Source organism: Kitasatospora sp. NPDC088160, assembly GCF_044741445.1.
GTDB lineage: Bacteria > Actinomycetota > Actinomycetes > Streptomycetales > Streptomycetaceae > Kitasatospora.
On sequence record NZ_JBIUSS010000041.1, the window covers coordinates 1 to 20,549 of the forward strand.

The window sequence follows — 20,549 nt, forward strand, 5'->3', positions numbered from 1 at the left end:
GTCGCCCTGATCACCGACGCGATGGGCGCGGCCGGCATGGGCGACGGCCTCTACCCGCTCGGCCCGCTCCAGGTCGAGGTCAAGGACGGCGTCGCCCGGCTGGTCGAGGGCGGCGCCATCGCCGGCTCCACGCTCACCCTGGACGTCGCGTTCAAGCGCTCGCTCACCGTCAACGGCCTGACGCTGAACCAGACCGTCGAGTCGCTGTCCGCCACCCCGGCCCGCCTGCTGGGCCTCGCCGACTCGATCGGCTCGCTGGAGACGGGCAAGCAGGCCGACCTGGTCGTGCTCGACTCCGAGGGCTACGACCTGGTCGCCGTCATGCGCCGCGGCCGCTGGGTCCTCGGCGGCGAGCGCTTCGACGTGGTGAAGCCCGCCTGACGGCCCGCCGGAACGCCGACGGCCGCCCTTCCCCCACGGGGACGGGCGGCCGTCTCGCGTTCCGGCTCAGCCGGTCAGCCGGTCAGCCGCTCTGCCGATCAACCGGTCGCATTCGGTTCGAGGGTGATCTGGTCGATCAGGATCGAACCGGAGGGCACGGTGAAGGTGATGGTGTTCGCCCCGGCCTGGAGCTGCGGGAGTATCCAGGTGTTGAACCAGGAGGACGCCGGGTCCTTGCCTGACGCGTAGTTCTTGAAGAGCAGCCCGCTCGGCCAGTCCTTGCCGTTCACCGAGGCGGCGCCCTTCAGGTCCCCGCCGGTGTTGTTGTAGTGCACGTTCAGCTTGTAGGTGCCGGCCGCGGCGACCTCGCCGCTCCAGGTCACCGAGCCGCCCGGCTGGAGCGTCAGGTAGCTGCCGTCGGCGGACTTGGTGCCCTTGACGCCGTTGCCGGACGGCGCGTTCTGGGCCTGGAGCTGGCCCGCGTCCACGGTCAACGGGCCGGCCGGGGCGGTGGTGCTCGCCGAGGCCGAGGCGGTCGGGGACGAACTGCCGGTCGCCGGGGTGCTGGGAGGAGCCGCGGCGGTGGTCTGGGCGCCGCCCTTGGCGGTCTTGTCGCCGTCCGGGTCGCCCGTGGAGAGCGCGATCCCCGCGCCGATCGCTATGGCCGCGACCACCGCGACCGCGCCGATCACCGCGCCCTTGCTCCGGCCGCTGCTCGACCGGTCCTCCCCCGGCTGCGGCCGGGAGTGCTCGGCGTAACGGGTCTGCTGGGTGGGCGCGGTGCCGTACTCGGGCTGCTGTTGCTGCGGCGGGTACGGCTGCTGGCCGCCGGGGTAGCCCTGCTGCGGCCCCGCCTGCTGGCCGTACTGGGGCTGCTGCGGCCGCGGCTGGTAGGGCTGCTGCCCGTACTGGGCCCGGCCGACCTCCATCGGACGGCTGTACGGCGTCCGGGGCACGCCCTGCTGTGGCTCGGCCGGCTGCCCGGAGGCACCCTCCGCCGGGCGGTAGAGGTAGCCGAACGGGTCGTCGTCCTGCGGGGCACCGCCCTCGGGCGCTCCGTTGTTGCCGGCGGTCGTCACGGTGGTCAACTCCCCCATCCGGTTCGCGCCGCCGGGATGCGGGGCCGCCGGCGCAGATCATGGACGCTGTCGTACCCGGGAACCCTACCTGTCCTTTGTGACAGCCGGAAAAGAGCCCTTGACAACCCGTGGGTAACCAGGACCGGCGGGTTCAGCCCGCCCGTCGGTGCGAACGCTCGCCCCGCGCGCCGCGCACCGCGCCGCCCCGGGCCCGCTTCTCGTCGTACATCCGCTCGTCCGCGGTGTGCAGCACCTCCTCGATGCTCATCCCGCAGCCCGCCCAGCCGACCCCGAGGCTCACCCCCACCCGCATCGCCCGGCCGTCGATCCGCATCGGCGGGATGATGGCGCCCCGCAGCCGGTGGGCCAGGTCCTTGGCCTCCTCGCGGCCGATCCCGTCGGCCAGCACGACGAACTCGTCGCCGCCGAGCCGGGCCACCGTGTCGCCGTCCCGGACGGCCTGGCTCAGCCGCCGGGCGACCTCGACCAGCACCGCGTCGCCCGCGTTGTGGCCGAACCGGTCGTTGATCGACTTGAAGCCGTCCAGGTCGCAGAAGAGCACCGCGAGCCCCTTGTCCAGCGACGCCGCGACGCCGGAGCGGAACGGTGCGGACCACGCCTCGCCGCCCGGGCCCTGGTCGGCCGGGACCACCGCGTGCACGTGCTCCCCGTAGCCCGGGGCGAGGCCGTACGGCGGGCCGCCCTCGGGCATCCCGTAGCCGTGCACCGGCCCGCCGTACGGGTCCGCGCCCTCCAGCCGGTCGTACGCGGCGTGCGCGCTGTAGGAGTCGGCCGGGTAGCCGTACGGCGCCGGGTAGGCCGGCTCGCCCGGCCCGGCGGGGGCCCCGACGGTCTGCGGCTCGGCACAGAGCCGGCGGCCCAGCCGGGCCTTCAGTTCGGCGCCGTTCGGCAGGCCGGTGAGCGCGTCGTGGCTGGCCCGGTGGGCGAGCTGGAACTCGTGCCGCTTGCGGTCCTCGATGTCCTCGACGTGGGTGAGCAGGAAGCTCGGGCCCTCGGCCGCGTCCGCCACGATCGAGTTGCGCAGGCACACCCACTGGTAGCCGCCGTCCCGCCGGGACAGCCGCAGTTCCGCCCGGCCGCTCTCGGCGCTGGTGCGCTCCAGCAGCGCCCGGTCCTCCGGGTGCACGAGGTCGGCGAAGCTCTGCTGGCGCAGCACCGCGCGGGGTCGGCCGAGCAGGCGACAGAGCGCGTCGTTGACCCTGGTCAGCTGGCCGCGCCCGGCGCCGTGCAGTTCGGTGATGGCCATCCCGCTGGGCGCGTACTCGAAGGCCTGGCGGAAGCTCTCCTCGCTGGCCCGCAGGGCCTGCTGCTCCTTCTCCAGGCGGGCCAGCGCGCGCTGCATCTCGGCCCGCAGCCGGGCGTTGCCGATCGCGATGGAGGCCTGCAGCGAGAACATCTCCAGCGCCTCGCGGGTCCACGCCCCGGGCCGCTTGCCGCTGCGCGGGCGGTCCACCGAGAGGACGCCGAGCAGGTCGCCGCCGGCGCTGTACATCGGGGCGAGCAGCCCGTCGGCGGGGTGCCAGTCGTTGGCGTAGACGGGCAGCGGGCCGTCCCCGATCCAGCGCGGGATGTCGCTGGCGACGGCCCAGCCGCGGTCGTACGGCAGGAAGCGCAGGGTGCCCCAGTGGTCGCTGACGCCGAGCAGTCGGTCCCAGGACTCCCGGGAGCCGACCTGACCGAGCAGGACGGAGGGGCCGCCCATGGTGCTCTCCTCCAGCTCCCAGACGGCCGCCACCACGAGGTCCCCGTCCGGGCGGACCAGGCTGACCGCGGCGGCGTCGAAGCCGAGCCCGTGCACCGCACCCTCGACGACGGCCTGCAGCGTGCCCGCCAGGCTGCGGGCAGCGTTGAGGTCCGCCACGACCCGGTGCAAGGTGCGGAGGGTCGCGAGACGGACGTACGGCTCCGACTCGGCTTCCATGCGGGGGCTCCCCGGCTGCTTCGGATAGTTCTTGATTGGTTATCGTCCGATTGCCAGAAGAACTGAATCACAGGGAGCACAGCGTTCGGCACGCTCGGTCAGCAATAGGCCATCACTTGTGACTTAAATCACACGACACTAATGCGCCCTTAATCAGCTCATCCGCCCCATAGCGGGACATAAAGCGCTATCGGAATATTTCCCTTGGTCGACCGCATCGGCCTCGCGCTGAAGCCCGCTGCCGCCCGGCAGGCCCCTTGCTTCACTCCTGAGGGTGAGTCCCGAACCCGGCCGCAACCCCGCCCCGTGCGCCGCTGGTCCTACGACCTCGGCCCGATGCCGATTCCGGCGGACGCCGACTACCGTGCGGTACGTGTACTCGTCCCCGCAGCCCGAAGCTGCCTCCCACGCCACGCCCGACGAGTTCCGGGCGGCACTCTCCCAGCTCGCCTCCGGCGTGAGCCTGGTGACCGTCCACGATCCGGAGGACGGCGAGGACGTCGGCATGACCGCCACGTCCTTCCTGTCCGTGTCGCTGGAGCCGCCGCTGGTCCTGATCTCGGTCCGCGAGGACTCCCGGATGGACGAGGTGCTCTCCCGCACCGACACCTGGGCGGTCTCGCTGCTCACCGAGGGGCAGAAGGCGCTCGGCTCCCGCTTCGCCATGAAGGGCCGGCTCAGCGACCGGCTGCTGTTCGCGGACACCCCGCACCACCGCGGCCCCCGCTCCGGCGCCCCGCTGATCGACGGCGCGCTCGCCACCGTCGAGTGCCGCACCGAACAGCGGATACCGGCGGGCGACCACACCCTGCTGCTCGGCCGCGTCCTGGAGGCCGCGGTACCCAGCCCGGCCGGCCGGCCGCTGCTCTACTTCCGCGGCGGCTACCGCGCCCTCGGCTGAGCCGCCCCGGCTACTCGCCGCCCCGCGGCGACTGCCGCCCCTGCTTCAGCTCGGAGCGGCGCCGCTTGTTGGACAACCGGCGCTCGACCATCCCCCGGCTCGGCCTGGTCGCCCGGCGGGACTTCGGCGGCGGCGCGCACGCCTCGGTCAGCACCGCCGACAGCCGGGCCGCGGCCGCCTCCCGGTTGCGCCACTGCGAACGGAACTCCGAGGCCTGGATCACCAGCACCCGGCCGTCCACCAGCCGCCCGGCCAGCCGCTCCAGCGCGCGCTCGCGCCACACCTCGGGCAGCGCCTTGGACGCCGCCAGGTCGTAGCGCAGCTCGGCCTTGCTGTCGGAGGTGTTGACGTGCTGGCCACCGGGGCCGGAGGAACGCGAGAAGCGCCAGACGAGCTCGGTGTCGGGGACGACCACCGACCCCCGTACGCGGATGGGCTCGGGCATGCGTCCATCATCCCGCGCCCGCACCGCCCGGTCACCCGGTTATCCGCGACGGCCAGCGGCCCGGTTCCGCTCCACCGCCCGCAGCCCGGACAATGGCGTACGTGATCGAGCTCGGCTACTCCCTCTCCAACCGCTTCCCCGACCCCCCGCAGACGGACTACCGCTCCGCCCCGGTGCGGTCCCTGCGGTACGACCTGTTCTGCGGCGACGTCTACCTGGACGCCGAGGGCGCCGAGCTGTCCACCGGCTGGGGGTGGGTGCCGGTGCTCGACTTCGCCTGGGCGCTGTGCGACATCGCCGAGGAGCTGGACCGCGACCCGGACGGCGGCCGGGCCGCCCGGGTGCAGACCGCGGACCTCGACTTCACCCAGAACACCGAGCTGCTGCGGTTCGCCCGCCGCTTCAACTGGGTCGAGATCACCGCGACCTGGCTGCCGGACGAGCCGCCCGCCGTGGTCCGCCACGGCGAGCTGCGGCGCGAGGCCCGGGACTTCCTCCAGGACACCCTCGCCGACCTCTTCGATATGCACCCCGAGCTGGCCGACAATCCGAACATCTGGTCGCTGCAGGGCAGGTTCCCCCGGATCTGACCAGGGCATTGTCAGGCCTTTGCCAGTGGATTGGCGTCCACGAAGAATTCACGGACTTCGCGGAACCAACCCACCGGGGTATTGCGTTGTCCCGGAAAAAGCGAACGAAGGGACTGCAATCGCCATGCCAGTGAGCCTTTCCAAGGGTGGCAACGTCTCGCTGACCAAGGAGGCCCCGGGCCTGTCCGCGGTCAGTGTCGGCCTGGGCTGGGACGTCCGGACCACGACCGGCACCGAGTTCGACCTCGACGCCAGCGCGATCGTCCTGAACGCGGACGGCAAGGTGCTCTCCAACGGGCACTTCGTCTTCTTCAACAACACCAGCAGCCCGGACAACACCGTCGTGCACACCGGCGACAACCGCACCGGTGAGGGCGCCGGCGACGACGAGTCGATCAACGTCAACCTGGCCGGCCTGCCGGCCGAGGCCGTCAAGATCACCTTCCCCGTCACCATCTACGACGGGGTCGCCCGCGGCCAGAGCTTCGGCCAGGTCCGCAACGCGTACATCCGCGTGGTGAACGCCGCCGGCGGCGCCGAGATCGCCCGCTACGACCTCTCCGAGGACGCCGCCACCGAGACCGCCATGATCTTCGGCGAGCTCTACCGCAACGGCGGCGAGTGGAAGTTCCGCGCCGTCGGCCAGGGCTACGCCTCCGGCCTGGCGGGCATCGCCCAGGACTTCGGCGTCCAGCTCTGACGCCCCGCCGGGCCCCTCCCGGCCCGGCACACCGCCGGAACGAGAGCGGCGCGGGACATCGGTCACACCGACGTCCCGCGCCGCTTTCGCGCACCCGGCCCGGGCTCAGGCCCTAGGGGCTCTCTTTCGGATCACGTCGCGCGCCCGGCGTGATCCGAAAGAGGGCCCTTAGCGCGAGGCACGCAGCTCCGGCAGCTGGATCAGCTCGGTCTCGTCCTCCGGGGTCAGGTCCACCACCGCGGGCGCACCCGGCGCCGGCTCGGCCGCCGGCTGCGACGCCTGCGAGCCGGCCACGGCCTCCTGCACCTCACGAGCCTCCTGGGCCTCCTGCGCCTCGGCCTTCGCCTGCGCGGCCACCGCCTCGTCGCCCACCACGTCGGCCAGGTCCGTGCGCTCGCCCAGTTCGGCGACGCTGCCCACCGCCGGCGCCGGGGCCGCCGCCCGCACGGCCGCGCCCGCACCCCGGCCGAAGAAGCTGAAGCCCGGCCCGCGCACCGCCCCGGACTGCGCCGACCGCGGCCGCTGCCGCTCCACCGGCGCGGGCGCCGCGACCGGAGCGGACGGCGTCCCGCCGAGCTGCCCGACCGTGGCGGTCAGCGCCGGGCGCACCGGCGCGGGCCGCACCGGCGCCTGTGCCTGGTCCTGTGCCTGTGCCTGTGCCTGTTCCTGTGCCACCGGAGCCTGCTCCGGAGTGGGCACCGCGGGGGCCACCGGCGCCGGCACCGAGGGCGCCACCACAGCGGGCGCGGGCGCCGGGGCCGCAGCGGCCGGCGCCGTACGCGCCCGCAGCGCGACCTCCGAGCCCGCCGTCCGCTCCCGCCGCGCCTCCTGCTCCGCCGCCCGCCGCTCCAGCAGCCGCAGCACGGACGCGGCACGGACGAACGCGGCCGGGCTGGCCGGATACTTGGGGCGGCTCGCGGCGAGCGCCCGCTGGGCCGCCTCGGCCTCCTTGAGCGCCTGTTCGGCCACCGCCACGGCCCGCTCCCGCAGCAGCCGGGCGATCTCGGTCTCGGCCTTCGCCAGCCGCGACTTCTCCGCCGTCAGCCGCCGCCCGAACCGGGTGGCCCGCTCCTCGGCGACCTCCGCCGCGTACTCGGCCTCCGCCAGCTGCTCCTCGAAGCGCTCCTCGGCCCGCAGCCGCTGCGCCGCGGCCATCTCGGCGGCCGCCCGGGCCGCCTTGTCCCGCTGCCGCAGCAGCAGCGCGAAGCCGAGCGTCGCGACCACCGCCGCGACACCCACCGAACGCACCAGGACGGCGTCCTGACTGAAGAGCAGAGCGGCCAGCGCGGCGACGAGCAGCACGCCGGCGGCGGTGGGGGGGAAGATCCGGCCGAGGACGGAGGAATGACGGTGGCGTCCGCGAGACATGCCAAGAAACTAGCGTGCGAATTGGGGCCGTGTCAGCCCAGGGTCCTCTTCCGCCCTTGACAGTGCGCAAGTTTTACCGCACGTGCCCGGCGTTTCACTCAAGATCACGAAAAAAGACCTGTTCAGCGGGGCGAGGGCGCCGGGCCGCCCGGATCGTCGTGGTTCTCCGGCAGCTTGCACACGTGCTGCAACCAGAGCGCCGCCGCGATCACCGCGGCCCCCGCCAGCACCGCGAGCCCGGCCGTGACGGCCTGGTCCTTGCGCGCCGACACGTCCAGCTCGCCCAGCAGGAAGATCCCCGCGCCCGCGTAGACGCCGGTGACCACCGCCGAGACCAGCGCGCTGGCCTGCCCCAGCACCACCGCCCGGGCCGCCAGCAGCGGGTCGACGCCCTTCGCGCCGGGCTGCCGCTCGCGCACCGCCTTCAGCCGGGACCGCAGCGAGAGGGCGGTCGCCAACAGGACCACCGCCACCGCCGCCAGCACCACCGGCGCCGCGACCGGCACGGCCGGCAGCGTGTCCAGGGAGGCCCAGAGCTTGGCACCGGCCCAGGACAGCGCCGTGGTAGCAGCGGTGATGCCGACCAGCAGGCGTAGGCGAAGCAGCTTCACTCGGAGGAGGTCCTTCCCGGGGTTACCAGAGCCGGCCGCCGCCCGGTGGCCCGGCACGGCGGCGCCAGGCCACCGTACCGGGCCCGACCGGGCGGACACCCGCGCGAACGGCGGACACCTACTCGTACGGCCGGGCCCCCCGGTCGAGTTCCCCGGCCGCCCTCACCGGGCCGCCGGGCCGGGGCCGGTCACTCCGGCAGCGTCAGCCGGATGTCGTCCCGCCGCCGGACGCCCTGCGCGCCCGGGCCGCCGAGCGCGTCCAGCAGTTCGCCGACCTGCCCGTGCCCGGGCACCTCGGCCTCCGGCTGGGCGTCCAGCCAGGGGGCGAGCACGAAGGCCCGCTCGTGCGAGCGCGGGTGCGGCAGCAGCAGCTGCGGGTCGTCGCTGAGCACGCCCTCGTAGGCCAGGATGTCGACGTCCAGGGTCCGCGGACCCCAGTGCACCGTCCGGACCCGCCCGAAGGCGTCCTCGATCGCGTTGCCGCGCTCCAGCAGGTCGCGCGGCGGCAGCGAGGTGCGCAGCACGACGACCGCGTTGTAGTAGTTGGGCTGCTCGTCCGGGCCGCCGACGGCCTCGGTCTCGTAGACCGCGGAGACGGCCTTGATCTTGAGCCCGGGGGTGTCGGCGAGCGCGTCGACGGCGCCCTGGAGGGTGTCCAGGCGGTTGCCCAGGTTGCTGCCGAGTGCGATCACCGCGCAGCGCTGGCTGTGCAGTGTGGTGTCGGCGGAGTCCACCCGGCTCTCCAGGTCGAACGTGGTCGGCGAGGCGGTCGGGTCGCTGGTGCTCATCGAGATCCCTCTGCAACTGGAACGGGGCGCACGGCGGCGGTCATGCGCGGCCCCGGTGAATGGTCACGGTCACGTCGTCGAACGGCACGGTGATCGGGGCGTCGGGCTTGTGCACGGTCACCTCGACCTCCTCGACCGCTTCGTGCTTCAGGCACTGGTCGGCGATGCGCTGGGCCAGGGTCTCGATCAGGTCGACCGGCTCCCCCGCGATGATCGCGGTGACCTCCTCGGCCACGAGGCCGTAGTGCGCCGTGCGGGTGAGGTCGTCGCCGGACGCGGCGGGGCGGGTGTCCAGGTACAGCACGAGGTCGACCACGAAGGTCTGGCCCTCGATGCGCTCGCGCTCGAAGACGCCGTGGTTGCCCCGGGCACGCAGCCCCCGCAGGGTGACGCGGTCCAGCAAACGAATCACTGCTCCCAGTCGGACGGGCCCCACCCGGAGAATGGCATGGACGAGCGGGGCGAAGGCGGGCAGCACACCCGCCACTCCGTTTCGAATCTACCCGCGGGCGCTGACAACGTCTGACCGTCCTACCCGGCACGAACCGTCGCCACGCGCACCGGAATGGCGATTGACGTGAACGTTCGGTGACCACTCGGGAATTCCCGGGCGACCTCCCGGCCGCGTTTTCCGAAGGCCGCCCGAATCAGTCCTCGTCCTCGTCGTCGCCGCTGGTCAGAACGGGTGAACCGTGGTGCGACCAGAGCTTCCACCCGCCCGGGGTACGGCGGAACAGATTCGTCGACACGACCTTTCCACCGACCAGCGGACCGAGTTCCCCCTCCTCCTCCGCCTCGCCGCCGGAGAGGATGTTCTCGGTGCACGTGACAAGGGCCACATCTCCGTGGACCTCGGCCTCGACATCGGTCAGGAAGAACTGGATGTACTCCGTGTTCATCATGATCAGCATGTACGAGCGGGTCACCTGCGCCCGCCCGCGCAGCACCGGCCAGCCGGGGTGCACGCACACCACGCCGCCCTTGTCGTCCGCGTCCGCGGCCCCCAGCCAGGCGTCCTCGACCGCCTCCAGGTCCCCCTCCTCCAGGGCCTGGTAGAGCGCCTGGTTCGCCGCGAGCACCGCCTCCAGGTCCGCCTCGCGGGCCTGGCCGGCCGTTCCGCCGCTCAGCCTGCCGTCACCTGTCACAGACCCTCCCTCACCCCTTGCCGGGCCGCGTGCTGCCAGGCCGCGACCACCCGGACGGCGTCCGCCGTGCCGGACACGTCGTGCACCCGCACCGCCCAGGCGCCGGCCTGGGCCGACAGCACCGACACCGCGGCGGTCGCGTCGTCGCGCTCCCGGGCCGGGCGCAGCGCCCCGGTTTGCGGGTCGGCCAGCAGCGTACCCAGGAACCGCTTGCGCGATGCGGCGACGAGGACGGGACGGCCGAGCGCGGTGAGCGCGTCCAGCCGGCCGAGCAGCGCCCAGTTGTGCTCGGGGGTCTTGGCGAAGCCGAGGCCCGGGTCGAGGATCAGCTGGTCCTCCTTGACCCCGGCCGCCAGCAGCGCGTCCACCCGGACGGCCAGCTCGGCGACGACGTCCGTCACCACGTCCCGGTAGACCGCCAGCCGCTCCATGTCCGCGGACTGGCCGCGCCAGTGCATCACCACGAACGGCGCGCCGGTGTCGGCGACCACCCGGGCCATCGCCGGGTCGGCGAGCCCGCCGGAGACGTCGTTGACGAGCGCGGCACCGGCCGCCACGGCCTGCTCGGCGACGGAGGCCCGCATGGTGTCGACCGACACCACGACCCCGGCGGCGACGAGCTCGCGCACCACCGGCAGCACCCGGCGCAGCTCCTCCTCCTCGGGCACCCGCTGCGAGCCGGGCCGGGTGGACTCGCCCCCGACGTCCACCAGGTCCGCGCCGCGGGCGCGCAGGGCGAGCCCGTGCGCGATCGCCTTGGCGGGGTCGTGCCAGAGGCCGCCGTCCGAGAAGGAGTCGGGTGTGACGTTGACCACACCCATCACGGCGCAGCGGTCGAGCCGCGGCAGTCCGGCCGGCAGCGAGAAGGACGGCGAGTTGCTCATGCGCCCATTATCGAACGGGGCCCCCGTCGAGGATTCTCGGCGGGGGCCCCGTTGGTCGCGGCGGTGCCTCAGGCGGCCTCGGTGACGTCGCGGGCGCCCGGGGTGGGCATCAGGCCCTCCCGCTGGCGCCGGCGGCCGAAGCGCGGCATGCCGAGGGTGATGAAGGCCTCGGCCTGCATCGCGGCGAAGCCGATCCGCGGCAGGTCCCGGGTGTTCGGGAAGACCAGGAAGCGCGGTTCCCACTCGGGCTGGAACTTGGCGTTGAACTTGTACAGCGACTCGATCTGGAACCAGCGCGAGAGGAACACCAGCAGTCCGCGCCAGGCCCGCAGCACCGGGCCGGCGCCGATCCGCTCGCCGCGGGCCAGCGCCGAGCGGAACATCGCGAAGTTGAGCGACACCCGGCGCACGCCCATCGCGGGCACGGCCTGGAGGGCGGCGACGATCAGCAGCTCGTTCAGGCCCGGGTCGGCCGCGCGGTCGCGGCGCATCAGCTCCAGCGAGATGCCGTCCGGCCCCCAGGGCACGAAGTGCAGCACGGCTTTCAGGTCGTCGCCGCCCTCCCCCTCCTCCGGGGCCTTGTGGGCGGTGACCACCACGCAGTCGTCGTCCAGCGGGTCGCCGAAGCGCCCGAGGGCCATCGAGAAGCCGCGCTCGGTGTCGGTGCCGCGCCAGCGGGCGGCGGCGTCGGCGATCCGGTGCTTCTCCTCCAGGGTGAGGTCGCTGACCCGGCGCACCTGGCAGGAGTAGCCGTTGCGCTCGATCCGCTTGACCATCTGGCGGACGTTGCGCATGGCCCGGCCGGCGAGCGAGAAGGTGGCGGTGTCGACGATCGCCTCGTCGCCCAGCTCCAGCGCATCGAGGTCCGCCTCGCGGGTCCAGACCTCGCCGCCGACCTCGCTGCAGCCCATCACGGCCGGCACCCAGGCGTGCTCGCGGGCCTCGGCCATGAACACCTTGATCGCGCCCGGCCAGGCCTCGACGTCGCCGACCGGGTCGCCGGAGGCCAGCATCACGCCGGAGACCACCCGGTAGGAGATCGCGGCCTTGCCGGTGGGCGAGAACAGCACGCTCTTGTCGCGGCGCAGCGCGAAGTAGCCGAGCGAGTCGCGCTCGCCGTGCCGGGTGAGCAGCTCGCGGACCTTCTCCTCGTCCTCCGGGGTCAGCTCCGGCTTGGGCTTGCCGGGGCGCAGCGCCAGGTAGGCGGTGGTGAAGGCGGTCAGCAGGCCCAGCCCGCCGAGCAGGTAGGCGACCAGGTCGGACATCCGGACGTTGTTGTACCGGATCGGCCCCTCGAAGCCGAACAGCCCGTACACGACGTGCTGGAGGCGCTCGGGCAGGGCCGGGTAGCCGATCTCGTACTTGGTCCGGGTGCTCACGATCAGCAGGCCGAGCAGCACGCTGACGGCGCCCATCACGATCAGGTTGACCAGCGCCCGCCAGCGGGTGCGCGGGTCGGCCTTGGCGTAGAACTCGCGCTGGTGCACCAGCATCACCACGAAGACCGCCAGCGAGACCACCGCCGGGCCGACCTGGTGCCAGCGCACGATGTGCAGCGCGGCGCCGACCGGCAGCAGCACGCACACCGCCCGCCAGGCCCGCCGCTTGCGCCGGCGCAGCGCGTGCGCGAGCAGCACCAGCAGCAGGCCGACCATCATCGTCCCGACCGCGGCCAGCGAGGTGGTGCCGCCGGGCAGCTGCCCGGTGAAGGTGTGCATCTTGGAGTGCCGGAGCTTGGGGAACACCGCGCTGGCGATGTCGACCAGGCCGATCAGCAGACAGGCGTACCCGACCGCGCCGGGCAGCCAGGCCCTCGGAACAGCCGCCGCCTGGGTGCGAAGCGTCTGCAGGCCGCGTCGACGACGCGGCTGCTCGGGGCTCGGCTCAACGGACACGGGAACGCTCATGGAAGCTCAGCGTAGAGGCTGCGGGACGCCGTCCGGTCACTCCGGGGGAGCACGTGTGATGGACCTTCAATGCCTTTTCCTTCATCAGGCAATGCGCATACCAAGGACCCGGAAACGGTCGGTAAACCGGTGCCGTGGGCGCGCTGCGGTGGAGCCGGGGACGGAGCCGAGGGCCTGCCGCCGCGTGGCGCGGCAGGGTCCTCCGGTACGCCGTACGTACGGTGGACGCCGCATTCTAGGGCGCCGGTTGCCTGCGGCTCCCCCCGCCCTCCCAGCTCGCCCGGGCATCCGGACAGCCTAGCCGCGGTGGCCGGAGCTGACGGACCGCCAGACGATGAGGCGTGCACCGACAGTGTCCCACCGGAAGGCCGACGGCATGGAACTGACCAGCGAAGCGCTGGTGAACTCGCTGCTCGCACTCGGCGCTGCGGCTCTCGTCACCACCCTGTGGCTCTGGCCGCGACTGGCGCGCCAGCGCCCGCTGCCCGTCCTGGGCCGGATCGGCCTGCTGACCGTCACTCAAGTCGCGGTCGTGGCCGTGCTGGCGCTGGCGGTGAACAACTCCTTCGGGTTCTACACCTCGTGGGACGACCTGCTCAGCCCCGGCAGCGCCAAACTCGCGCTGACCAGCAACGAGAACCACAAGGGCGACGCCCCGGCCTCGGACACGCAGCTCCAGCCGACCGACGAGGGCGGTCTGGAGACCGTCGCCGACCTGCCCAAGGGCCCGCCCGAGGAGGTCGGCAAGGTCGAATCGGTCCGGGTCACCGGCAAGGAGACCGGACTGTCCGACCAGCTGTTCGTCTACCTGCCGCCCGAGTACTTCGACCCGAAGTTCGCCCTGGTCCGCTTCCCCGTCCTGGTCGCCATCTCCGGCTTCCCCGGCACCTCGCTCAACCTGATCAAGGAGCTGCCGCTCCTGCGCACCGCGGCCGAGCTGCGGAAGTCCGGCAAGATGCCGCCGACCGTCGTGGTCATGGCCCGCCCGACCGTCGCCCCGCCGCGCGACACCGAGTGCGTGGACGTCCCCGGCGGCCCGCGCGCCGAGACCTGGTTCACCAAGGACCTGCCGGACGCGCTCCGGACCAGCTACCGGACTGGCCGCTCGGCCGCCTCCTGGTCCGTCTTCGGCTACTCGACCGGGGGCAGCTGCGCGCTGCGGCTGGCGATGCGCTTCCCGAACGTCTACGGCATCGGGGTGGGCCTGCACGGCGAGTACAAGGTCAAGGCGGACCAGTTCACCGGCGGTGACCTGTTCGCCGGCGACGCCGCCCTGGCCCAGCAGAGCGACCTCGACTGGCGGCTGACGAACCTCCCGGCCCCCGCCCTCTCGCTGCTGGTGGTCTCCTCCCGCAAGGAGGGCGACTTCGCGCAGACCCTCCAGTTCGTCGACCACGCCCAGCAGGTCGCCGCGGCCAACCCGCAGTTCAAGGTCGACTCGCTCTACCTGGACGACGGCGGCCACAACTTCGACAGCTGGACCCGTGAGCTGCCGTCCTCGCTGGAGTGGATCGGCGAGCGGCTCGGCTGACGCGGGCAGGTGACGCAGCCGGGTGACGGCCGGCCGGTCCGAGGGGACCGGCCGGCCGTTCCGCTATCGGCCGATGATGAGGCTCATCGCCTCGGCCCGGGTGGCCGGGTCGCGCAGCTGGCCGCGGACGCACGAGGTGATGGTCTTGGCGCCGGGCTTGCGGATGCCGCGCATCGACATGCACATGTGCTCGCACTCGACCACGACGATCGCCCCGCGCGGCTCCAGGATCCGCATCAGCGCGTCGGCCACCTGGCTGGTCAGCCGCTCCTGCACCTGGGGGCGGCGGGCGTAGACGTCGACCAACCGGGCCAGCTTGGACAGGCCGGTGATCTTGCCGCTGGCGGACGGGATGTACCCGACGTGCGCCACACCGCGGAACGGCACCAGGTGGTGCTCGCAGACGGACGTCAGCTCGATGTCCTTCACGAGCACCATCTCGTCGTGCCCGAGGTCGAAGGTGGTGGTGAGGACGTCCTCGGGCTCCTGCCAGAGGCCCGCGAATATCTCCTTGTAGGCGCGCGCGACCCGGGCCGGGGTCTCCAGCAGCCCCTCGCGGTCCGGGTCCTCACCCACGGCGAGCAACAGCTCGCGGATGGCGTTCTCGGCCCGCTTCTGGTCGAAGGTCCCGACGGTGGGTGGACCGTCGAGCGTCACCGGGTCGATCATGCGGGCCTCGCTTACTTGGGACGACTTTGCTGAACAGCACGGATGCCGCGTCTCCAGGGTACAAACCCCGGTGACGCGGCATCCATTCCGTACGGTGCGCGGGATCAGCCCTCGGCGGGCGGCTCCGACGTCGGCAGCGGCGGGAGCTTCACGATGTCCACCGGGGCGGTGTCGATCGCGGCGGCGCCGTTGGTGAGCGCCAGCTCCTTCGGGGACTGCACCGGAGGCCGGGTGGACGGCGTGCGACGGGACGAGCCCGTCCAGGCCGGCCGGGCCGGGCGCTTCACGATCGTGGCGAAGATCTCCGCGATCTGCTCCTTGTTCAGGGTCTCCTTCTCCAGGAGCTCCAGAACCAGGTTGTCGAGCACGTCGCGGTTCTCGACCAGGATCTCCCAGGCCTCGTTGTGCGCGTTCTCGATGAGCTTCTTGACCTCTTCGTCCACCAGCCCGGCGACCTCTTCCGAGTAGTCGCGCTGGTGGCCCATCTCACGGCCCAGGAACGGCTCCGCGTTGTCCGAGCCGAACTTGATGGCACCGAGCCGCTCGGTCATGCCGTACTGGGTCACCATGGCCCGGGCGGTGGCGGTGGCCTTCTCGATGTCGTTCGACGCGCCGGTGGTCGGGTCGTGGAAGACCAGCTCCTCCGCCGCGCGCCCGCCCAGCATGTAGGCCAGCTGGTCGAGCATCTCGTTGCGGGTGGTGGAGTACTTGTCCTCGTCCGGCAGCACCATGGTGTAGCCGAGGGCCCGGCCGCGCGAGAGGATCGTGATCTTGTGCACCGGGTCGCTGTTGGGGCACGCCGCCGCCACCAGGGCGTGGCCGCCCTCGTGGTACGCGGTGATCTTCTTCTCCCTCTCGGACATGATCCGAGTGCGCTTCTGCGGACCGGCCACGACGCGGTCGATCGCCTCGTCCAGGATGCCGTTGTCGATCAGCTTCTTGTCCGAACGGGCCGTCAGCAGAGCGGCCTCGTTGAGGACGTTCGACAGGTCCGCGCCGGTGAAGCCGGGGGTGCGCTTGGCGACGGCCGAGAGGTCGACGTCGGGCGCGATCGGCTTGCCCTTCTGGTGCACCTTGAGGATGTCCAGCCGGCCCTGGAGGTCGGGGCGCTCGACCGCGATCTGGCGGTCGAAGCGGCCCGGGCGCAGCAGCGCCGGGTCCAGGATGTCGGGGCGGTTGGTGGCCGCGATCAGGATCACGCCACCCTTGACGTCGAAGCCGTCCATCTCGACCAGCAGCTGGTTGAGGGTCTGCTCGCGCTCGTCGTGACCGCCGCCCAGACCCGCACCGCGGTGCCGGCCGACGGCGTCGATCTCGTCGACGAAGACGATCGCCGGGGCGTTCGCCTTGGCCTGCTCGAAGAGGTCGCGGACGCGGCTGGCGCCGACACCCACGAACATCTCGACGAAGTCCGAGCCGGAGATCGAGTAGAACGGCACCCCGGCCTCGCCCGCGACGGCACGCGCCAGCAGGGTCTTGCCGGTACCGGGCGGGCCGTAGAGCAGCACACCCTTGGGGATCTTGGCGCCGACGGCCTGGAACTTGGCCGGCTCCTGGAGGAACTCCTTGATCTCGTGGAGCTCCTCGACCGCCTCGTCGGCGCCCGCGACGTCCGCGAAGGTCGTCTTCGGGGTGTCCTTGGTGAGCAGCTTGGCCTTGGACTTGCCGAACTGCATGACCCGGGAGCCGCCGCCCTGCATCTGATTCATCAGGAACAGGAAGACCAGGACGATGATGACGATCGGGAGCATCGACAGCAGCAGGCTGACGAAGGTGCTCTGCTTCTCGGGGCTGATGGTGTAGCCCTCGGCGAGCGTGCTCTGGTCGTTGTCGTTGATCTGGGCCTGGAGCTTGTCGGCGATCGCAACACCCTGGTCGCCGATGTACGAGGCCTGGAACTTGCTGCCGGACGGCGTCTTGCCGGTACCGGCGTTGGACAGCGTGGCGCCGTCCTTCAGCTGGATCTTGATCGTGTTCGAGTCACCAGTGGTGATCTGCGCCGACTTGACCTGCTTCGCGTCGATCGCCGCGACGACCTGACCGGTGTCCACCGTCTTGTAGCCGTTCGAATCCGAAACGACCTGCATCAAAACGATGACGGCGAGGACGGCCAGCACGATCCACATGATCGGCGCACGGAAGTATCGCTTGACGTCCATCCATGCGGGGCGTTGCCGCCCCGTCCCTCCTGCCACTCAGCGGCGCCGCGGGCTGGGTGCCGCCGGCGCATCCTGGTCGGTGCTCATGTGAAGAGCGGTTTTAATGGACCGTACCGCAGTCGCACCCGCCCATGGCGGGAGCGCAGCGACACGGCCGTCGTTCTTGGTCCCCCCGGTCCAACGGGCGGGAACCGGCTCCTGTTCCCACCCGTAGCCCGAACGGAGCCCTCAGCCCCCGTAGACGTGCGGGGCGAGCGTCCCGATGAAGGGCAGGTTACGCAGCTTCTCCGCGTAGTCCAGGCCGTAGCCGACCACGAACTCGTTCGGAATGTCGAAACCGACGTACTTCACGTCGATCTCGACCTTGGCCGCGTCCGGCTTGCGCAGCAGGGCACAGACCTCCAGCGAGGCCGGGCCGCGCGAGCTCAGGTTGCCCAGCAGCCAGGACAGGGTCAGACCGGAGTCGATGATGTCCTCGACGATCAGGACGTCCCGGCCGGCGATGTCGGTGTCCAGGTCCTTCAGGATGCGGACCACGCCGGAGGACTTGGTGCCCATGCCGTAGGAGGACACCGCCATCCAGTCCATGGTGACCTGCGAGTGCAGGGCCCGGGCGAGGTCGGCCATGACCATCACAGCCCCCTTGAGGACGCCGACGATCAGCAGATCCTTGCCTGCGTAGTCCCGGTCGATGCGCTCGGCCAGCTCCAGGAGCTTGGCGTCGATCTCGTCCTTGCTGATGAGCACCTTCGCGAGGTCAGCGCCCATGTCGTTCTGGTCCACCGGGGATACGTCCTCAAACGTTCGGGGTCTGTGTGGCCGGCGGCCGACTACCCCGGGACATGCCCGCCCGTCAGTCGCCCTGCCGCCGAAAGACCAGCGTGCCACACCTGCGGGTGGCCTCGACGCCCCCGGGTAGGTGCAGCGGCCCCTGGCCGCGCCATCCGGTGACCAGCAGGTCGATCGTCTCCAGGTGCCGCGCGAACAGGTCCCCGGCCGGGCAGCCCGCCCGCAGCGCGGCCCGGCGCAGCACCCGGCGGCGGACCGCGGGCGGGAGCTCGGCGAGTTTCACCGCGTCCAGGGCGCCCTCACCCGTCCGGAGGTCGCGTTCGGCCAGGGAGGCCCACTGGTCGAGGGCGTCCGCGTCGTCGCGGAACAGCCGGGCGGTGCGGGCCAGCGCCTCGACCACCCCGCCGCCCAGGTGCTTCTCCAGCACCGGCAGCACCTCGTGCCGGACCCGGGAGCGGGTGTAGGCGGGATCACAGTTGTGCGGGTCGTCCCAGACCGGGATCGCCTGGGCGGAGCAGGCCTGCCGGGTGGCCGCCCGGTCCAGCTCCAGCAGCGGGCGGCGGTAGCGGCCCTTCTGCGCCGGCATCCCGGCCAACGAGCGGGAGCCCGAACCGCGCGCCAGGCCCAGCAGCACCGTCTCGGCCTGGTCGTCCCGGGTGTGGCCGAGCAGCACCGCGAGCGCGCCGAGCCGCTCGGCGGCCGCGTCCAGGGCCGCGTAGCGGGCGTCCCGGGCGGCGGCCTCCGGGCCGCCGGACCGGCCGACGCGCACCGGGATCGCCTCGACCGGGTCCAGGCCGAGCGAGCGCAGCCGTTCGGCCACCTGGGCGGCCCGGTCGGCGGAGCCGGGCTGCAGGCCGTGGTCCACGGTGACGGCGCCGACCCGCAGGCCGATCTTGGGGGCTTCGAAGGCGGCGGCGATGGCCAGCGCCATCGAGTCGGCGCCGCCGCTGACGGCGACCAGCACCAGCGGCGAGCCGGGGGCGGCCGGGGTCCGGGGCAGTCCGGACGGGTGCCGGGCGGCGTTGCCGATCAGGGTGGTGCCGACGGCGGCGCCCACCAGGGGCGCCCCGGCCGGACGCTGGCGGGGCTCACGCACGGGCGCGGTGAAGGTGGTACCGGCCTCGGCGGCGAGGTCGGTGAGCGTGCGGCGGACGGCCAGGCGTATCGCTGCGACTGCGGGGTGTGGACCCACGGCGGACGACTCCTCGACGGAGGGGACAGGACGGCGGCTCGCGCGGCGGGGCCGCGCAGCTTCATGAGCGCCCTGTTACCGGGCGCTCACAGATGGTGGCAGAAAGGAGCACCCCGCTACGCCACCCGCGCCACCGGTACGACCACCGTCCCACGTTCGGGTGAATGGAGAAACGTATCTTCACCCTCCGTCTGCCCGATTGGACCACTCGTACGAGCGGGTTTGACCACCACCGACCACCGCCCGGCGCTTGGGGTCCGAGCCCCGTCCGAGCCCCGTCCGTGCCCGCCTCAGCGGGCGACGCGGGCGACCCAGGCGGCCGGATCGTGGATCTCCTCCTTGGTCGGCAGCGTGTTCGGGGAGGTCCAGACCCGGTTGAAGCCCTCCATGCCGACCTGCTCCACCACCCCGCGCACGAACACCGCACCGTCCTGGTACTGGCGCAGCTTCGCGTCCATCCCGAGCAGCCGGCGCAACAGCAGGTCGAGCCGGTTCGCCCCGCGGTCCCGGCGCTGCTGGAACTTCTCCCGGATCTCCGCCACGGTCGGCACCACCGCCGGGCCGACCCCGTCCATCACCACGTCCGCGTGGCCCTCCAGCAGCGACATCACCGCCGTCAGCCGGCCCAGGATCTCGCGCTGCGCCGGCGACTGGACGACCTCCATCAGCCCCGCCGACGGCATGCCGTCCCGGCCCCCGGCACCCGGCAGCCCGCCGCCGAGCGAACCCGCCGCGTCCCGCAGCCGCTCCAGCAGGGCGCCGGGGTCCACGTCGGTCTCCGCCAGGAAGGACTGCACCTCGGACTGGATGTGGTCGCGCAGCCACGGCACCGCGGTGAACTGCGTCCGGTGCGTCTCCTCGTGCAGGCAGACCCAGAGCCGGAAGTCGGACGGGTCGACGTCCAGCTCCCGCTCGACGTGCACGATGTTCGGCGCCACCAGCAGCAGCCGGCCCGGCCCCGGGCCCTCCGGCCCCAGCCGGGGCTTGTCGAACAGCGCCGCCGGGCTGTCCGGGGCCTCCAGCGAAGGCTCCGCCGGGGCGAAGGTCTCGTACTGGCCGAGCACCTTCCCGGACAGGAACGCCAGCAGCGCGCCCACCTCGATCCCGGTGGCCTTCTCCCCCACCGCGCCGAACACCCCGGCCGTCGGGCTGCTCGCCCGGCGCGCCTGGAGCTTCTCCACCAGCGGCTGGACCACCGTGCGGAAGCCGGCCACGTTCGCCCGCACCCAGCCCGGGCGGTCCACCACCAGCACCGGCGTCGCGGTGGCCGCCGTCAGACTGCTCGACCGCATCCCCGTGAACGCCCGGACGTGCTCCTCGGCCTCCAGCGCGTGCCGGCGCAGTTCGGCGACCACGGCCGCCGCCTCCGCCCGACTCACCTCCGGCCCCGGCCGCACCAACCTGGTCGCGGTTGCGACCGCGAGATTCCAGTCGACCATGCCAGCACCGCCACTCGCGCTCGTCATGC

The 20,549-nt window shown here is 72.6% G+C and carries 20 protein-coding genes; 5 read left to right on the plus strand and 15 right to left on the minus strand.

Going from position 1 to position 20,549, the window contains the following annotated elements; genetic code table 11:
• Nucleotides 1–381, plus strand: a 381-nt coding sequence (locus tag ACIOGZ_RS39670; protein ID WP_380380888.1) for an amidohydrolase family protein, incomplete at its 5' end; no start/stop codon positions are given.
• Between the two features lie 98 nt (nucleotides 382–479).
• Here the strand turns inward: ACIOGZ_RS39670 and ACIOGZ_RS39675 are convergent.
• Together ACIOGZ_RS39675 and ACIOGZ_RS39680 are read right to left on the minus strand one after the other, a co-directional pair.
• The gene (locus tag ACIOGZ_RS39675) at nucleotides 480–1,469 is read right to left on the minus strand and encodes a hypothetical protein (protein WP_400989515.1); all 990 of its coding nucleotides are present in this window, start codon (nucleotides 1,467–1,469) and stop codon (nucleotides 480–482) included.
• A 142-nt stretch (nucleotides 1,470–1,611) separates the two neighbouring features.
• A complete protein-coding gene (locus ACIOGZ_RS39680) occupies nucleotides 1,612–3,402 on the minus strand; it encodes a diguanylate cyclase domain-containing protein (protein ID WP_363632098.1) in 1,791 nt (596 codons plus the stop codon).
• A 373-nt stretch (nucleotides 3,403–3,775) separates the two neighbouring features.
• Between ACIOGZ_RS39680 and ACIOGZ_RS39685 the strand changes: the two genes are divergently transcribed.
• Nucleotides 3,776–4,303 carry a flavin reductase family protein gene (locus ACIOGZ_RS39685; protein WP_350885220.1) on the plus strand — a complete coding sequence of 176 codons (528 nt, stop codon included), beginning with the start codon at nucleotides 3,776–3,778 and terminating at the stop codon, nucleotides 4,301–4,303.
• 10 nt (nucleotides 4,304–4,313) lie between these two features.
• On the opposite strand, the gene arfB is transcribed toward ACIOGZ_RS39685, so the two are convergent.
• Nucleotides 4,314–4,748 carry an alternative ribosome rescue aminoacyl-tRNA hydrolase ArfB gene (gene arfB / locus ACIOGZ_RS39690; RefSeq protein WP_363586583.1) on the minus strand — a complete coding sequence of 145 codons (435 nt, stop codon included), beginning with the start codon at nucleotides 4,746–4,748 and terminating at the stop codon, nucleotides 4,314–4,316.
• A gap of 92 nt (nucleotides 4,749–4,840) precedes the next feature.
• On the opposite strand from arfB, the gene ACIOGZ_RS39695 reads away from it, so the two are divergent.
• Complete coding sequence (locus tag ACIOGZ_RS39695; protein WP_400335640.1) at nucleotides 4,841–5,338, plus strand: hypothetical protein; 498 nt, start codon at nucleotides 4,841–4,843, stop codon at nucleotides 5,336–5,338.
• A 124-nt stretch (nucleotides 5,339–5,462) separates the two neighbouring features.
• The gene (locus ACIOGZ_RS39700; protein ID WP_350885215.1) at nucleotides 5,463–6,038 is read left to right on the plus strand and encodes a TerD family protein; all 576 of its coding nucleotides are present in this window, start codon (nucleotides 5,463–5,465) and stop codon (nucleotides 6,036–6,038) included.
• A gap of 168 nt (nucleotides 6,039–6,206) precedes the next feature.
• Here the strand turns inward: ACIOGZ_RS39700 and ACIOGZ_RS39705 are convergent, their stop codons facing one another.
• From ACIOGZ_RS39705 to ACIOGZ_RS39735, 7 genes are all read right to left on the minus strand, one after another.
• A complete protein-coding gene (locus ACIOGZ_RS39705; RefSeq protein WP_400989517.1) occupies nucleotides 6,207–7,406 on the minus strand; it encodes a hypothetical protein in 1,200 nt (399 codons plus the stop codon).
• 122 nt (nucleotides 7,407–7,528) lie between these two features.
• Nucleotides 7,529–8,017 (minus strand): DUF3180 domain-containing protein, encoded by a 489-nt coding sequence (locus ACIOGZ_RS39710; RefSeq protein WP_363586581.1) that lies wholly within the window; start codon nucleotides 8,015–8,017, stop codon nucleotides 7,529–7,531.
• 188 nt (nucleotides 8,018–8,205) lie between these two features.
• The gene (gene folK, locus ACIOGZ_RS39715) at nucleotides 8,206–8,805 is read right to left on the minus strand and encodes a 2-amino-4-hydroxy-6-hydroxymethyldihydropteridine diphosphokinase (RefSeq protein ID WP_363586580.1); all 600 of its coding nucleotides are present in this window, start codon (nucleotides 8,803–8,805) and stop codon (nucleotides 8,206–8,208) included.
• 40 nt (nucleotides 8,806–8,845) lie between these two features.
• Nucleotides 8,846–9,205, minus strand: coding sequence for a dihydroneopterin aldolase (gene folB / locus ACIOGZ_RS39720; RefSeq protein WP_063351209.1), 360 nt, complete (start codon nucleotides 9,203–9,205; stop codon nucleotides 8,846–8,848).
• A gap of 247 nt (nucleotides 9,206–9,452) precedes the next feature.
• Nucleotides 9,453–9,950 carry a nuclear transport factor 2 family protein gene (locus ACIOGZ_RS39725; protein WP_063348246.1) on the minus strand — a complete coding sequence of 166 codons (498 nt, stop codon included), beginning with the start codon at nucleotides 9,948–9,950 and terminating at the stop codon, nucleotides 9,453–9,455.
• Nucleotides 9,947–10,834 (minus strand): dihydropteroate synthase, encoded by an 888-nt coding sequence (folP, locus tag ACIOGZ_RS39730; protein WP_350885208.1) that lies wholly within the window; start codon nucleotides 10,832–10,834, stop codon nucleotides 9,947–9,949. Before folP ends, ACIOGZ_RS39725 begins: the two co-directional genes overlap by 4 nt.
• Nucleotides 10,835–10,902: 68 nt before the next feature.
• A complete protein-coding gene (locus tag ACIOGZ_RS39735) occupies nucleotides 10,903–12,741 on the minus strand; it encodes a phosphatidylglycerol lysyltransferase domain-containing protein (protein WP_363632094.1) in 1,839 nt (612 codons plus the stop codon).
• Nucleotides 12,742–13,117: 376 nt separating this feature from the next.
• On the opposite strand from ACIOGZ_RS39735, the gene ACIOGZ_RS39740 reads away from it, so the two are divergent.
• Nucleotides 13,118–14,272, plus strand: a complete 1,155-nt coding sequence (locus ACIOGZ_RS39740) for an alpha/beta hydrolase-fold protein (protein WP_363632092.1) — start codon at nucleotides 13,118–13,120, stop codon at nucleotides 14,270–14,272.
• Between the two features lie 63 nt (nucleotides 14,273–14,335).
• On the opposite strand, the gene folE is transcribed toward ACIOGZ_RS39740, so the two are convergent.
• The 5 genes from folE to ACIOGZ_RS39765 form a co-directional block, all read right to left on the minus strand.
• Nucleotides 14,336–14,941 (minus strand): GTP cyclohydrolase I FolE, encoded by a 606-nt coding sequence (folE, locus tag ACIOGZ_RS39745; protein ID WP_063348250.1) that lies wholly within the window; start codon nucleotides 14,939–14,941, stop codon nucleotides 14,336–14,338.
• Between the two features lie 104 nt (nucleotides 14,942–15,045).
• On the minus strand, nucleotides 15,046–17,100 hold the full coding sequence (gene ftsH / locus ACIOGZ_RS39750; protein ID WP_363586576.1) for an ATP-dependent zinc metalloprotease FtsH: 2,055 nt from the start codon (nucleotides 17,098–17,100) through the stop codon (nucleotides 15,046–15,048).
• Nucleotides 17,101–17,328: 228 nt separating this feature from the next.
• Complete coding sequence (gene hpt / locus ACIOGZ_RS39755) at nucleotides 17,329–17,883, minus strand: hypoxanthine phosphoribosyltransferase (protein ID WP_063348252.1); 555 nt, start codon at nucleotides 17,881–17,883, stop codon at nucleotides 17,329–17,331.
• A gap of 70 nt (nucleotides 17,884–17,953) precedes the next feature.
• Nucleotides 17,954–19,081 carry a tRNA lysidine(34) synthetase TilS gene (gene tilS / locus ACIOGZ_RS39760; RefSeq protein ID WP_363586575.1) on the minus strand — a complete coding sequence of 376 codons (1,128 nt, stop codon included), beginning with the start codon at nucleotides 19,079–19,081 and terminating at the stop codon, nucleotides 17,954–17,956.
• 290 nt (nucleotides 19,082–19,371) lie between these two features.
• Nucleotides 19,372–20,547, minus strand: coding sequence for a zinc-dependent metalloprotease (locus ACIOGZ_RS39765; protein WP_363586574.1), 1,176 nt, complete (start codon nucleotides 20,545–20,547; stop codon nucleotides 19,372–19,374).
• Between the last annotated feature and the right edge of the window lie 2 nt (nucleotides 20,548–20,549).